The 13418-nt window shown below is 65.5% G+C and carries 10 protein-coding genes and 3 tRNA genes; 10 read left to right on the top strand and 3 right to left on the bottom strand.

The genetic code is table 11. The annotated features are described in order from the left end of the window. Nucleotides 1-36: 36 nt before the first annotated feature. Nucleotides 37-110, bottom strand: a tRNA-Arg gene (locus HMPREF3088_RS04810). A 103-nt stretch (nt 111-213) separates the two neighbouring features. Here HMPREF3088_RS04810 and HMPREF3088_RS04805 point away from each other — a divergent pair. From HMPREF3088_RS04805 to HMPREF3088_RS04780, 6 genes are all read left to right on the top strand, one after another. Then, on the top strand, nt 214-2514 hold the full coding sequence (locus tag HMPREF3088_RS04805; RefSeq protein WP_070758676.1) for a bifunctional copper resistance protein CopD/cytochrome c oxidase assembly protein: 2301 nt from the start codon (nt 214-216) through the stop codon (nt 2512-2514). Nucleotides 2515-2852: 338 nt separating this feature from the next. Next, nucleotides 2853-3362: a single-stranded DNA-binding protein gene (locus HMPREF3088_RS04800; RefSeq protein ID WP_246818053.1), complete on the top strand. Its 510-nt coding sequence runs from the start codon at nt 2853-2855 to the stop codon at nt 3360-3362. Nucleotides 3363-3580: 218 nt separating this feature from the next. After that, a complete protein-coding gene (gene ettA / locus HMPREF3088_RS04795) occupies nt 3581-5251 on the top strand; it encodes an energy-dependent translational throttle protein EttA (protein ID WP_070758674.1) in 1671 nt (556 codons plus the stop codon). Nucleotides 5252-5307: 56 nt separating this feature from the next. After that, entirely contained in the window at nt 5308-6333 is a 1026-nt protein-coding gene (locus HMPREF3088_RS04790) for an LLM class oxidoreductase (protein ID WP_070758673.1), read from the top strand. Nucleotides 6334-6403: 70 nt separating this feature from the next. Further along, complete coding sequence (locus HMPREF3088_RS04785) at nt 6404-7609, top strand: RtcB family protein (RefSeq protein ID WP_070758672.1); 1206 nt, start codon at nt 6404-6406, stop codon at nt 7607-7609. Nucleotides 7610-7637: 28 nt separating this feature from the next. Next, nucleotides 7638-8420, top strand: coding sequence for a DUF8185 domain-containing protein (locus HMPREF3088_RS04780; protein ID WP_246818052.1), 783 nt, complete (start codon nt 7638-7640; stop codon nt 8418-8420). Here HMPREF3088_RS04780 and HMPREF3088_RS04775 read toward each other — a convergent pair. Together HMPREF3088_RS04775 and pepN are read right to left on the bottom strand one after the other, a co-directional pair. Continuing rightward, entirely contained in the window at nt 8417-8827 is a 411-nt protein-coding gene (locus tag HMPREF3088_RS04775; protein WP_083317324.1) for a globin, read from the bottom strand. The genes HMPREF3088_RS04780 and HMPREF3088_RS04775 overlap by 4 nt on opposite strands. A 175-nt stretch (nt 8828-9002) precedes the next feature. Then, nucleotides 9003-11669, bottom strand: a complete 2667-nt coding sequence (pepN, locus tag HMPREF3088_RS04770; protein WP_070758677.1) for an aminopeptidase N — start codon at nt 11667-11669, stop codon at nt 9003-9005. Nucleotides 11670-11809: 140 nt separating this feature from the next. Here pepN and HMPREF3088_RS04765 point away from each other — a divergent pair, with 140 nt between their 5' ends. The 4 genes from HMPREF3088_RS04765 to HMPREF3088_RS04750 all read left to right on the top strand — a co-directional run bounded on the left by HMPREF3088_RS04765 (nt 11810) and on the right by HMPREF3088_RS04750 (nt 13328). Then, a complete protein-coding gene (locus HMPREF3088_RS04765; protein ID WP_070758670.1) occupies nt 11810-12463 on the top strand; it encodes a mycothiol-dependent nitroreductase Rv2466c family protein in 654 nt (217 codons plus the stop codon). Between the two features lie 5 nt (nt 12464-12468). Further along, complete coding sequence (locus tag HMPREF3088_RS04760; RefSeq protein ID WP_012360630.1) at nt 12469-12942, top strand: ribose-5-phosphate isomerase; 474 nt, start codon at nt 12469-12471, stop codon at nt 12940-12942. A gap of 119 nt (nt 12943-13061) precedes the next feature. Further along, a tRNA-Gly gene (locus HMPREF3088_RS04755) sits at nt 13062-13136 on the top strand. Between the two features lie 118 nt (nt 13137-13254). Next, a tRNA-Pro gene (locus HMPREF3088_RS04750) sits at nt 13255-13328 on the top strand. Nucleotides 13329-13418: the final 90 nt, after the last annotated feature.

The raw sequence follows: 13418 nt of genomic DNA, 5'->3' as shown, positions 1-13418 counted from the left end.
ACTGAGCTGTCAACTATGTCGCGACTGATGACAAAGCGCCCCCGGCAGGATTCGAACCCGCGACACATGGGGTAGAAACCCACTGCTCTAATCCACTGAGCTACGGAGGCATGCAGCGAGCGTTTTCCCGGCCTCCGGGCGCTGCCACGCACCATAGGTTAGTTGATGCCTGGGGAAATGGTAATCACCAGGTCGGGGGGTATTGTGTGAGACATGTCTGCGCCTGTGAAGAACGCGGCCGCCCCCGCCCGATCGGGGAGCGGTGCACAGAAACTAGGCCCGCCGATCCTCGTCTACATTGCCGCCGCGCTCGTGGCTGGCATCGTTGGTACGGTCATCAGCGTCGAGTTCTTGGGCGAGTCCCTCGCCGCTCTCGGCGTGCCGGATCCGGGCACCGCGACGACCCTCGGCCTACCCTTCCTGCGTTCCGCCGCCACCCTGATCGGTTGCATGGGCGTGGGCGGGTTCTTGATGAGCGCCTTCGGCGCCCCGCCGCGCAAGGATGGCTACCTGGATTACGACGGCTACGCCGCAGCCCGTACCGGTCAGTGGGGAATGTTCCTGTGGGCCGTGTGCGCTCTGGTCCTGATTCCGTTGTACATGTCCGATGTTTCGGGCTCGCCGCTGAAGGAAACCCTGAAGCCAGATCTGTGGAGTGTGGCGATTCAGCAGGTCTCCACGGCAAAGGCCTTCCTTGCAGTGGCGATCATCGCTGGCCTGACCTGGTTCTTCTCCCTGCTGACCCGCAAGTGGATCTGGCAGCCGGTCTTCCTGGCCTTGGCGCTGTGCTCGATGATCCCCCTTGCCCTGGATGGGCACTCCGCCTCGGGCGGTAACCACGACTTTGGCGTGAATTCCCTGCTGTGGCACGTGATGGCCACCGCCGTGTGGGTTGGTGGTCTGATGGCCCTGGTCGCGCACGCGAAGCGGCGCGGCCCGCACCTGGCGCTGATCACGAAACGCTATAGCTTCGTGGCCTTCTGGGCTTTCGTCGCGGTGGTTCTCTCCGGCCTGGTGAACGCTGCGATCCGCGTGCGCTTCTCCGAGTGGCTGACCACCGACTACGGCCTGGTCATCACCGCCAAGGCGGTGCTCGGCATCGTCCTGCTGGTGTGTGGTTACCTGCACCGCAAGTCGGTCATCCCGAAGCTGGAGGCCGCCGAGGGGGAGGGCGGCAGCTCCACCGCCGAGGCGCGTAAGGCGTTTAGCCGCCTGGCGATCGGCGAGGTCCTGGTCATGGCGGGTGCTATCGGCGTGGCCATCTCTCTGTCCCGCATCCCGCCCCCGCTGCCGCAGCAGATCGAGATCACCACGATGGACATTCTGCTGGGCTTCCGCATCACTGAGCCCCCGAACTACCTGCACATGTTCGGCATGTTCCGCCTGGACTTGGTCTACGGCGTGGGCGCGATCATCCTGCAAGTCCTGTACATGTGGGCGTGGTTCACACTGCGCAAGAAGGGCCAGGAGTGGCCACTCAACCGTCTGCTGTGGTGGACCGCCGGCAACGTCTTCCTCCTCTACGCCACCAGCTCCGGGCTGGGCATGTACGCGATGGCGATGTTCTCCCCGCACATGCTGCAGCACATGGTTCTGGCCATGCTGGTCCCGATCTGCTGGGCGCTCGGCGGCCCGATGACCCTCTTCCTGCGAGCACTTCCCGCCGCCGGCCGCGACGGGGTGCCGGGGCCGCGCGAGTGGCTGGTGGTATTCATCAATAACCCGATTTCCCGCTTCTGGACCCACCCCATCGTCGCGGGCATCCAGTTCGTCGTGGGCTTCTACTGGCTGTACCTGTCCACGCTCTTCGACTGGATGGGCAGCAACCACTCCGGCCACCTCTTCATGATCGGGCACTTCCTGATCTCGGGTTATATCTACTTCTGGGTGATCATTGGTGTGGACGCCGCCCCGCGCCACATCTCCGCGTTCAACAAGATGCTCGTGCTCTTCGGCTCCGTGGTCTTCCACGCCTGGTTCGGCATCGCCCTGATGCAGATGCGCAGCCCGATGAATGCGGATTTCTACCAGCGCCTGGACTTCCCCTTCCCCGTGGACATCCTCCACGACCAGTGGGTGGGTGGCGCGATCGCCTGGGGCCTCGGCGAGCTGCCGCTGCTGATCGTCTCCATCGCCCACGGTGTGCAGTGGTACCGCTCCGAGGATCGGGAGGCGAAGCGCTACGACCGTCACCAGGACCGCACCGGTGGCCAGGATCTGCAGGCCTATAACGCGATGCTGGCCAGCATGGCCGGCGAGGGCGGGGACTTCGGCGAGAAGGAGTACTACACCGCCGACTACGAGACCGAGTCCGTGCAAAGCCAGCTGCACACCGAGAAGCAGCGCCGCCGCAAGCAGGTCCGCCGCCGCAAGGGGCAGAAGTTCACCGACCTGCCGTCCCCGGAGTACGGCGCGAACATCCCGGGCGCTTATGGCCAGGCCCCGCGGTCGCAGCGCCCGGCCTCGGAGCCCGGCGTTAAGTCCGACGACGCCTCCCCCGAGGACGCCGACTAGCCCCGTTACCGCTTCTTTCGAGGACGTCACCAGCCCTGCCTGGTGGCGTCCCTTTTCTTTGTTATTCACCGTGGCCTGCATGGCACGGCGGCGGGGATCTCACGGCGGGTACGGGCCGTCAAGAGCCACGGGTGGAGTTCTGTGGAATTCTCACATGCCGGGAACGCTATCCACAGCCTGAGCCTGCGAATCAGGTGTGCTGGCCGGGGCATTCGGTAAACCAATGGCTACGCGCCGCAGCAGAATCCGCGGCGTGGTGCTCAAAGAAGGACCTACCGGCGGGGGAGCTAACTGCCGGTGGGGGACAAGCAATTCACGCGAAGAAGGAGTGGTCCACGATGAGCAGCCAGATGGCAACGATTCACCTCACCGGAAACATGGTGAGCAACCCGGAGATGAAACACCGCACCGAGGACGCAGCGATGGCCGTGTTCCGCATGGCGGTCAACCACCGCTACCAGGACCGCAACGGCCAGTGGGTGGACGGCAGCCCCACCTTCGTCACGGTGCAGTGCTGGGGGAAGCTGGCCCAGAATGTGGTGAGTGATGGCTACAAGGGCATGCCGGTCGTGGTGGTCGGTCGGCTCTACCAGTCCACGTGGACGGCGCAGGATAGCGGGGAGAAGCGCTCCGCGTTGCGTATCCGGGCCAGCCACATCGGCGCGGACATGGGCCTGCGCCGGGTGACGGTCACACGCGAGGAGCCGGTGGGCAATAAGCAGCAGTCCGATCAAGACGGCGCCGATGCGGCCACGTCGCAGGCCGAAGGCGCTGCGGCGGAAGACGCGGCTTCGGGAAGCGGCAACGAGGAGCGCGAGCTGGTCGGCGCGGCGGCGCCACCGTTCTAAAAGCAACTTGTGCTTGGGGGCTGCGGAATCGGGGGATCCGCAGGTAGCGGGGGAGACAACGGCCGGGGCGAAAGGGGACGCCCCGGCCGTTGGTCTTGCAGTAGGAGCTGAATCAGAGAGGGCGGCAACGGAATCTTGAAATCGGTGCCGAACACGTAGACTATGGGGCAGCGATTTATCGAACTTTTTCTTCAACGGAAAGGCTGAAGTAGTTCACCGTGGGCGAATTTATCTACACCATGAAGAACGTGCGCAAGACGCACGGCGACAAGGTCATCCTCGATGACGTCACGATGATGTTTTACCCGGGCGCCAAGATCGGCGTCGTGGGACCCAATGGCGCCGGTAAGTCCTCGATCCTGAAGATCATGGCGGGCCTGGACCAGCCCTCCAACGGTGAGGCCTTCCACGACCCGGGCGCGACCGTGGGCATCCTGCAGCAGGAGCCGCCGCTGAACGAGGAGAAGACGGTCCGCGAGAACGTCGAAGAGGGCCTGGGCGACATCTTCGAAAAGAAGCAGCGCTTCGAGCAGATCGCCGAGGAGATGGCGACCAACTACACCGACGAGCTCATGGAAGAGATGGGCAAGCTCCAGGAGGAGCTCGACGCCGCCGACGCCTGGGAGGTTGACTCCAAGATCGAGCAGGCCATGGAGGCCCTGCGCTGCCCGCCGTCCGACGAGCCGGTGACCAACCTCTCCGGTGGTGAACGCCGCCGCGTGGCCCTGGCGAAGCTGCTGCTCTCTGAGCCGGACCTGCTGCTGCTCGACGAGCCGACCAACCACCTGGACGCCGAGTCCGTCCTGTGGCTGGAGAAGCACCTGGCCGACTACAAGGGTGCCGTCCTGGCCGTGACCCACGACCGTTACTTCCTCGACCACGTCGCAGGCTGGATCTGTGAGGTCGACCGCGGCAAGCTCTACCCCTACGAGGGCAACTACTCCACCTACCTGGAGACCAAGGCCAAGCGTCTCGAGGTCGCGGGTAAGAAGGACGCCAAGCTGCAGAAGCGCCTGAAGGAGGAGCTGGCCTGGGTCCGCTCCGGCGCGAAGGCCCGCCAGGCGAAGAACAAGGCCCGCCTCGAGCGCTACGAGGAGATGGCTGCGGAGGCCGAGCAGTACCGCAAGCTGGACTTCGAGGAGATCCAGATCCCGACCCCGCCGCGCCTGGGCAACCAGGTCGTGGAGGTCAACAACCTCACCAAGGGCTTCGGCGACCGCGTCCTGATCAAGGATCTCTCCTTCACCCTGCCTCGCAACGGCATCGTCGGCGTTATCGGCCCGAACGGTGTGGGTAAGACGACGCTGTTCAAGACCATCGTTGGTCTGGAGGAGCCGGACTCCGGCGAGGTCAAGGTCGGTTCCACCGTGCAGCTGAGCTACGTGGACCAGAACCGCGAGAACATCGACCCGGAGAAGACCGTGTGGGAGGTCGTCTCCGACGGCCTGGACTACATCGTCGTCGGCCAGAACGAGATGCCATCCCGCGCGTACCTCTCCGCATTCGGCTTCAAGGGTGCGGACCAGCAGAAGCCGTCCAAGGTGCTCTCCGGTGGTGAGCGCAACCGCCTGAACCTCGCGCTGACGCTGAAGCAGGGCGGCAACCTGATCCTGCTGGATGAGCCCACCAACGACCTCGACGTCGAGACCCTCGGCTCCCTGGAGAACGCGCTGCAGAAGTTCCCGGGCTGCGCCGTCGTGATTTCCCACGACCGCTGGTTCCTGGACCGCACCTGTACCCACATCCTCGCCTGGGAGGGCAACGTTGCTGAGGGCCAGTGGTACTGGTTCGAGGGCAACTTCGAGGACTACGAGAAGAACAAGGTCGAGCGCCTCGGCCCGGAGGCGGCACGTCCGTCCCGCGTCACGCACCGCCGCCTGACCCGCTAAGCGCTTAGCCCGCTAAGCAGGGGCTTTGCTGCTCGCGCTGTACTAGCGTGGGCGGTATGACCCCGCTGCGTTCAATCTCCGATACCCCCATCACCGAGCTGCCTGGCTACCAGCGCAACTTCGCTCCCGGCCGGCTGTCGGTGGGGCTCTCCCTGCCCATCGGGCGCCGCGACAGCGAACGCCCCACGGAGGTAGCCAACCCAGCAGGATCGGGGAGTAGTGCAGATCCCGCCGCCGACCTCGCCGAACAGCTACGCCTGATTCGTCTCGCCGAGGACGGCGGCTTTTCTGCTGTCTGGGCACGCGACATCCCCTTGAGCGTGGAGACCTTCGGCGACGACGGGCAGGTCTACGACCCCTGGATGTGCCTGAGCTACATCGCGGCGCAGACCTCGAGGATTGCGCTGGGAACCGCGGCGATCGTCGTCCCCTTCCAGCACCCCCTGTTGATGGCCAAGCGGGCCGCAAGCCTGGACCGCTTGAGTGGCGGGCGCTTCCTCATGGGTATCGCCACCGGTGACCGCCCGGAAGAGTTCCCCGCATTCAACCAGGAGCAGGGCACCAGGGACGAACGCTTCCGCGAACACCTCGCCGTCTACACCAAGGCACTGCGCACCAGCATGCGACCGATCCGCTGGTCCGAGGGCAAGGTCGGCGGGGCCGAGGTGCTCCCCAAACCCACCGCCCACCACGTGCCGGTGTTGGCCACCGGCTCCTGTCAGCAGAGCCTGGAGTGGAAAGCCGAGCACACCGACGGCTGGTTCATGTACCACAAGGGACTCGCCGTCCAGAAGAAGAACATCGAACAGTGGCGCGCAGCCGTCGTCGACGCGTGCGGGGAAGGGACCTTCAAACCTTTCCTGGAGGCGATGTGGATCGACCTGCACGAGGACCCGGACGCCCCCGCCCAGGGCGGGACTTTCGGCTACCGACTCGGGCGAAATACCCTGGTCTCCCTGCTGAACTCCCAACGGGAGATCGGGATCAACCACGTCAGCATCAACCTGCTGGGCTCCACAAGCCGGGCCGGCGAGCAGATCGAAGAGATCGCCGAGCACGTGCTACCGAAGGTGACCGGATAGCCCCTGGGAACGCAACGAACGTCCTGCGAAGAGCAGAAACCACCGCCCACAGGAAAAAGAAAGGAAGACCATGCCGAAGAAGATCGCGCCCCGCGTCCTGTCCTGGGCATCCATCCTCGATGAGGGGACCGAACAGCAGGCCATCGACCTGGCCACGCTGGACATCGTCACCCCGCACGTCGCACTCATGCCGGACGCACACTTCGGGATGGGGAGTGCGGTCGGCACCGTCATCCCCACCGCAGGGGCGGTCATCCCCGCAGCGGTCGGCGTGGATATCGGCTGCGGCATGATCGCCGCCCGCACGAAGTACACGGAAGCAGACATCGCCGACCTCGACCTCGTCGCCCTGCGCGATGAACTGGAGCGCGCGATCCCGCTCTCGCCGGGCAACTACAACAAGAAGATCCACCTGGCCCACACCGCACGCCGGATCGCGGAGCTGGAGGAGCACGCCAAACGCGACGGGGTGGACCTGTCCCACTCCCCGAAGTGGCGCGAGCAGCTCGGCTCCCTGGGCGGCGGCAATCACTTCATTGAACTGTGCATCGACGAGCTGGGTCGGGTCTGGTGCTTCCTGCACTCCGGCTCCCGCGGAGTGGGCAACAAGATCGCGCAGAAGCACATCCGCATCGCCCAGCAGCAATGCGCCGAGGCGGGCATCGAGCTGCCGCACCGCGACCACGCCTACCTGCGGGAAGGCACCCCGGAATTCGATCAATACATCGCCGAGCTGCACTGGGCGCAGTCCTTCGCCCTGGCCAACCGCGAGGAGATGATGGACCGCTTCGTAGACCAGCTGGCCCGCGCGATGGGAGAGCAGGGCGCGACGGGGCAGGGCAACGCTGAAAATGGCGCCGTGGAAGTCGAGCGCATCAACACCCACCACAACTACACCGAACCCGTGACGATCGACGGGAACACGCTGTGGCTGACCCGGAAGGGGGCGATCAACGCGGAAGCTGGCCGCCCGGGCCTTATCCCTGGCAGCATGGGTGCGCGCTCCTACGTCACCCGCGGCAAGGGAAACCCGCAGGCTTTCTGGTCGGCCCCACACGGCGCCGGCCGGGTGCTCTCGCGCCGGGCTGCGAAGAAGCGCTATACCGCCGAGGATCTTGACCAGCGGATGTCCGGCATCGTCTACCGACCGGGCGCGGCGTGGGTGGACGAGATCCCGGACGCCTATAAGCCCATCGATCAGGTCATGGCGGACGCCCGCGACCTGGTCGAGGTCGTCCACGAGCTGCGCCAGGTGCTGAACCTCAAGGGCACATAGCCTTAGGCGTGTGGTTAGGCTGGTGGCCATGAGTGTGCAGCTGCGAATGGTGAACAAGGCCCCGCGCTCCGTGGCGCGTCGAATCGCAAGTGTGGCGGAGCGGGTGCTGAGCATGGACCCCGAGGCGCTCGCTCGGCTGCGCCCATTGCCGGATGGCTTGGACATTTTCTTCTCCACCCCACTTGGTTGCGCTCTCAGCCAGCGCTTGCCCGGGGCGGTGCTGGACGGACAGGACGACGACGCCGACTCGACCGTCGTGCGGGCCGCCGCCCTGAAGGATGCGCTGCAGCAGTGGGCGGGCTCCGCGGGCACCGATGGCGGGCCAGGTGAATCCGACGCCACCTTCGATCTGGGCACCAGCGTGGACATGATGTGGCTGGGCGCCCTGCCACCCGTCAGCGGTTTCCAGCTGGTGGATTGGGTGCCCGCCGAGGTTCTGCGGGAGGTTTACCGCGAGATGGAGGAGGAGCACGAGCTGCGCGGCGGGCCCGCGGGGCTAGCCCCTTCGATGCTGGACCAGGAGCTGGTGGAGGTCACCAGCGAGGCTGGGCAGGGCTCTTCCGGGGCGACCTCGAACGGAGATCCGGCCGGGGGAGCAACACCCCAGCTGGTGAACATCACCGGCCGGATGGTCGCCACGGCCGGGGCGACGGGCGTCATCAACCCACCGCCAGCCGCGCTGCAGGAGAAGTACCCAGGGCGCCAACTCGACGTGGTGCGGGTGGCCGCCACCGGATCCTGGATCCGGCTGGACGGGGTCTTCGGCACCCTCTATGCGCCGCGCCCCGGGGGACTGGCGCGTCTGCCTTAGGCGTCCCAGGAGCGGCCGGAGCGCATGGTCGGCTCGTTGACCAGCATCTGCGCTACTCGCTCCATGTGATCCCACATTGCGGCTCGGTGCTCGGCCGGCAGGGTCTCTTCGTCCACGGTCTCCATGGCATTAGCCATGAGCTCCAGCCAGCGGTCGCGAGCCGCCTCGTCGATGTGGAACTGGGCGTGGCGCATCCGCAGGCGGGGGTGGCCGCGCTTCTCGTTGAAGGTCTCCGGCCCGCCCCAGTACTGCGCGAGGAACCAGCGCAGCCGGTCCTCAGCACCCGCCATGTCGTCGGCTGGGTACATCGGGCCCAGGATGTCGTCGTCCTTCACCTGCTTATAAAACTCGGACACGATGGTGCGGAAGGTTTCCTCGCCCCCAACTGCATCATAAAAAGTGCCCATTGTTCCTCAACTTTTCCTCTCTGGGGTGCCTGCCATTCGGGCCACCCATCGGTGCACGCGAACGGGGCCGGAGCCCCCGCCGCGGCTGGTTCTTTCCTCCCGAGACTAGCGTTTTCCCGGCTGTAGCCGCGGGCCGTCTAGTCTCGAGCTGGCTCCGGCACCACGTCTTAAGCCACTACTCGGTGGCGTCGAAAGCCTGGGCGGTCTTGGCGCGAGCCACTCGGTCGCGGCCCTCTCGCAGGGTGCGGCGCAATCCGGCCGGGGTATCCGGGGCTTCGATCAGCTCCGCAACCTGGCGGTCCGTCTCCTCGCTGAGGTCCCAGGCCGGGTAGATGCCGGAGAGGGTGCGCAGCGCCATCTCCGGGCTGAGCTCCTCCCACATGCGGGCGGCATTGGCCACGTAGCTAGGGCCAAAGGGCTGCAGCAGCTCACCCTGACCGATCCGGGTCAGCCCCGCCATGCGGTGGCGCAGCGCGAGGTTGGAGAGCTGCGGGCCACGCTGCGTGATCTCCTCCCACACTGCGGCCTTGACCTCGGCGGTCGGGACGGCCGAGCGTGCCTCCAGCGCTAGCATCGCACCGGAGGAGGATGCATCGCGGGTCTCCTCCTCGGCGATTCGCGCGTCCACCTGCTCTTCGGATTCCCCGCTTTCGTCCTGGCTGGCCGCCAGGGCGATGAGGAACTGCCAGCGCAGGTCCTGGTCGATCTCCAGCCCCGGCGCATAGTTCGCCGCGTCTCCGCCGAGCAGCTCCTGCAAGATCTGGGCGGACTCGGCGCTGTGGACGCTGTGTGCAAACGCGCGGGCGAAGGCCAGCTGCGCCTGGCCAGTGGTTTCCTTCATGCCGCGCAGGAAGGCCTCGCGCAGCAGTTCCCAGCCCTGCTGGCGCCACTGCGGGGCAGCGTAGGTGCTCACCGCCACGCGGGACTGCGCGAGGACCTGCTCCAGCACCGCCATCTCGGTCTCCGCGACCGCACCACGCGCGACGAGTGCCACGAAGTCGCGGGCCTTCATCTGAGCATTTCGGGTCATGTTCCAGGCCGCGGACCAGATCAGGGAGCGCGGCATCGGGTCGGCGATCGCGGTGATGTTTTCGGTCGCCACCTTGAGGGAATCCGCGTCCAGCTCGATGAAGGCGTAGCTCAGGTCGTCGTCGTTGACGATGACGAGCTCGCCCGCCGGGGTTCCATCTAGCTCCGGGATCGCGGTGGTCGGCCCAGCGACGTCGGCGTCCACGCGGGTGATGCGGCTGAGCTGCCCGTCGTCGTCGGTGCGGTAGATGCCGATGCCGATGCGGTGGGTACGGGTTTCGCCGGCCCCCGGGGCCGCCCCGCTCTGCTCGACGGCGAAGTTCCGGTAGGCGCCATCGACGACATCGAAGCTGGCCTTGAGCGTGTTGATGCCGGTGGTCTTTAACCACTGATCCGCCCAGTCCGACAGGTCCCGGCCGCTGGAGCGCTCCAGCGCGGAGAGCAGGTCGTCGAAGGTGGCGTTTTCCCAGGCGTGTGCCGCGAAGTGGGTGCGCACCCCGGCGAAGAAGGCCTCCAGGCCCACGTAGGCGGCGAGCTGCTTGAGCACGCTTGCGCCCTTGGCGTAGGTGATGCCGTCGAAGTTGGCGTCCACGGTGACGATATCGGAGGCATCGGTGAACACCGGGTGGGTGGTGGAGAGCTGGTCCTGGGCGTAGGCCCATGCCTTTTCTTTATTGCCGAAGGTCACCCAGGCGGTGTCGAAGCGGGTGGCATTGGCCTGGCTCATGGCAGCGGACCAGGTGGCGAAGGACTCGTTGAGCCACAGGTCATCCCACCAGGTCATCGTCACCAGGTCGCCGAACCACATGTGCGCCAGCTCGTGGAGGATCGTGTCCGCGCGGCGCTCGTACTCATAGTGGCTGGCTGCGGACCGGAAGACGTACTCGTCGCGGATCGTCACCACACCGGCGTTTTCCATCGCGCCCATGTTGTATTCCGGGCAGAACACCTGGTCGTACTTGTAGAAGGGATAAGCGATGCCGAAGTGCTCGGAGTAGTAGTCGAAGCCCTGCTTCGTGACGGTGAACAGCTCCTCGGCGTCCAGGTGATCGGCCAGGGACTGCCGGCAGTACAGACCCAGCGGCACGGTCTGGGAACCGCTGTTCTGGATCTCGCCGCGGGTGCGCGCTGCCGTCAGCGCCTCGTCGGAGGTCTCCGGGTGGGCGGTGATCTCGCCGCGCCACTCGTCGGTGACTTCGTGCCACGGGCCAACGCAGAAGGCGATCAGGTAGGTGGACAGCAGGTAGTCCACCTCCGCGCGGTGGAGCACTGTGTCGCCCTCGGCTTCGGTGGCGACCACGTTATTCGTCACGACGCGCCACGGCTGCGGGGTACGCACGCTCAGCGAGTAGGTGGCCTTGATATCCGGCTGGTCGAAGCAGGCGAATACACGCTTCGCGTCGGCGGTCTCGAACTGGGAGTAGAGGTAAATATTGCCGTCCGCAGGGTCCTGGAAGCGGTGCAGCCCCTCGCCGGTGACGGAATAATCGCCCAGCGCGTCCACCACCAGCTGGTGCTCGCCCTCAGCAAGATCAGCAAGGACGATGCCCGCGGTGGCGTCGTAGTCGCCGGTGCCGATAGCCCGCTCGGTGATGTCCTCCCCATCGAGGTGGACGGAGTTCACCTCGCGCGCCCGGAAATCCACGAAGGTGGAACCAGCACCAGAGCGGAAGTCGATCGTGGTGCGACTCGGGAACTGCTCGCGCTGCATATCCTCGCCGGCAGAAAGGTCCAGCTCCACGGTGTAGTGGACATCGGAGATCAGCTCGGCGCGGGCCTGAGCTTCGGTCTGAGTGAGATTCGTTGAAGTCATGCGCTCCACCCTACGCGCGGGCCCGGACACGGATTTCCGCTCCTTGCACCCGAGGGCGTCGTCGTTAAGAAAAACGTGGGGACCGGCGAGATGTATACAGTGGCGGGAAGAACAGAAGAAGAAAAGGAAAGGAACCCGCCGTGGCCACCACGAACGAGCTGAACATGTACTTCGACGTCACCTGCCCCTTCGCCTGGGTGACCAGCCGCTGGCTGCTGGAGGTGGAGAAGGTCCGCGACGTGAAGGTGAACTTCATCCCGATGAGCCTGTCCGTTCTCAACGACGGCCGCGACCTCGACCCCGCCTACATGGACCGCATGGAGGCAGCTTGGGCACCGGCGCTGGCTGCAGCCGCGATCTACACCAAGCACCCGGATCAGATCGCCGATTACTACACCCTGATGGGCGAGGCCATCCACAACGAGAACCGCGGCGAGCGGGATTACATCGGTTGCTACGACGACCTCATCGCCGAGGTCGTGGAGAAGCTCGACCTGCCGGAGGGCTTCATCGACCGCATCGGGCTGCGCCCCCACGCCGAGAACGCATTCCTCGACGAACTGAAGGAGACCCACCGGCACGGTATCTCCCTGGTTGGCGACGAGGTCGGCACCCCGATCGTGGACATCGATGGCCGCGGCTTCTTCGGCCCTGTGCTGACCCGCGTGCCGAAGGGGGAGCAGGCAGGCGAGCTTTTCGACGCCTCCGTCACCCTGGGTAGCTACCCGCACTTCTTCGAGCTCAAGCGGACCCGCACGGAGGATCCGAGCGCCACGGAGACTGCGGTAGGCTAAAGATCATGCGAATTTATCTTGGTGCCGATCACGCCGGTTTTGACATGAAAAACCTCATCGCAGACCACCTCAAGGCCGCTGGCCACGAGGTGATTGACTGCGGTGCACACACCTACGACGCGAACGACGACTACCCGGCTTTCTGCATCGAGGCAGCCCGCCGGGTCGTTGCCGACGAGGGCTCCCTGGGCATCGTCCTGGGCGGTTCCGGCAACGGCGAGCAGATCGCCGCGAACAAGGTGCCGGGCGCGCGCTGCGCGCTGGCCTGGTCCGTGGAGACCGCGAAGCTCGCCCGCGAGCACAACAATGCCCAGCTCATCGGCCTGGGCGGCCGGATGCACTCCGAGGAGGAGGCGCTGGCCATCGTGGACGCCTTCATCGCCCAGGAGTGGAGCGAGGCGGAGCGCCACCAGCGTCGCATCGACATCCTCGCCGAGTACGAGAAGACCGGTGAGGCTCCGGCTCTCCCGGAGGCCTAAACTCCACGGCTCACCCCGGTGGCGCCGGTTGGGTAGTTGACCGCGCTATCGTGTAGGGTGTCTATCCACAGCAAGCTTCGTGCTCACGCCGGGCCGGCATGATGCGAAGATTGCTTTCTGGGAACGTCGTATAGTGGCTAATACCTCAGCCTTCCAAGCTGAAGACGCGGGTTCGATTCCCGTCGTTCCCTCCACTCTGACCAGCGGTTATAGCGGGGGATTCCAGACTGCGCATAGCGGTTTGGACTTTCCTCAGGGCTAACGTATGGTTAGAGCGCACGCAACGCGAGCTTAGGTTCGCGAAAGTGTGGCCGGGGCATGGCGCAGTTTGGTAGCGCACTCGCTTTGGGAGCGAGGGGTCGCAGGTTCAAATCCTGTTGCCCCGACGGCAAAGGTTCACCCCTAGTCTTCGGACTAGGGGTTTTCTTGTGTCCTAGGCTCGTCTTAAGTTCTAGTGGTCGTTGCAACACTGATCT

Source organism: Corynebacterium sp. HMSC22B11 (assembly GCF_001815965.1).
In the GTDB taxonomy this organism is placed as follows: Bacteria; Actinomycetota; Actinomycetes; order Mycobacteriales; family Mycobacteriaceae; genus Corynebacterium.
The sequence above is the reverse complement of the archived record's forward strand: the minus strand, read 5'-3'. Positions and strand labels throughout refer to the sequence as shown.

Bases quoted from the DNA above. Each gene is read 5' to 3' on its own strand.
- HMPREF3088_RS04805 (WP_070758676.1), top strand. From the start codon at position 214: ATGTCTGCGCCTGTGAAGAACGCGGCCGCCCCCGCCCGATCGGGGAGC.
- HMPREF3088_RS04800 (WP_246818053.1), top strand. From the start codon at position 2,853: ATGAGCAGCCAGATGGCAACGATTCACCTCACCGGAAACATGGTGAGC.
- HMPREF3088_RS04790 (WP_070758673.1), top strand. From the start codon at position 5,308: ATGACCCCGCTGCGTTCAATCTCCGATACCCCCATCACCGAGCTGCCT.
- HMPREF3088_RS04785 (WP_070758672.1), top strand. From the start codon at position 6,404: ATGCCGAAGAAGATCGCGCCCCGCGTCCTGTCCTGGGCATCCATCCTC.
- HMPREF3088_RS04780 (WP_246818052.1), top strand. From the start codon at position 7,638: ATGAGTGTGCAGCTGCGAATGGTGAACAAGGCCCCGCGCTCCGTGGCG.
- HMPREF3088_RS04775 (WP_083317324.1), bottom strand. From the start codon at position 8,827: ATGGGCACTTTTTATGATGCAGTTGGGGGCGAGGAAACCTTCCGCACC.
- pepN (WP_070758677.1), bottom strand. From the start codon at position 11,669: ATGACTTCAACGAATCTCACTCAGACCGAAGCTCAGGCCCGCGCCGAG.
- HMPREF3088_RS04760 (WP_012360630.1), top strand. From the start codon at position 12,469: ATGCGAATTTATCTTGGTGCCGATCACGCCGGTTTTGACATGAAAAAC.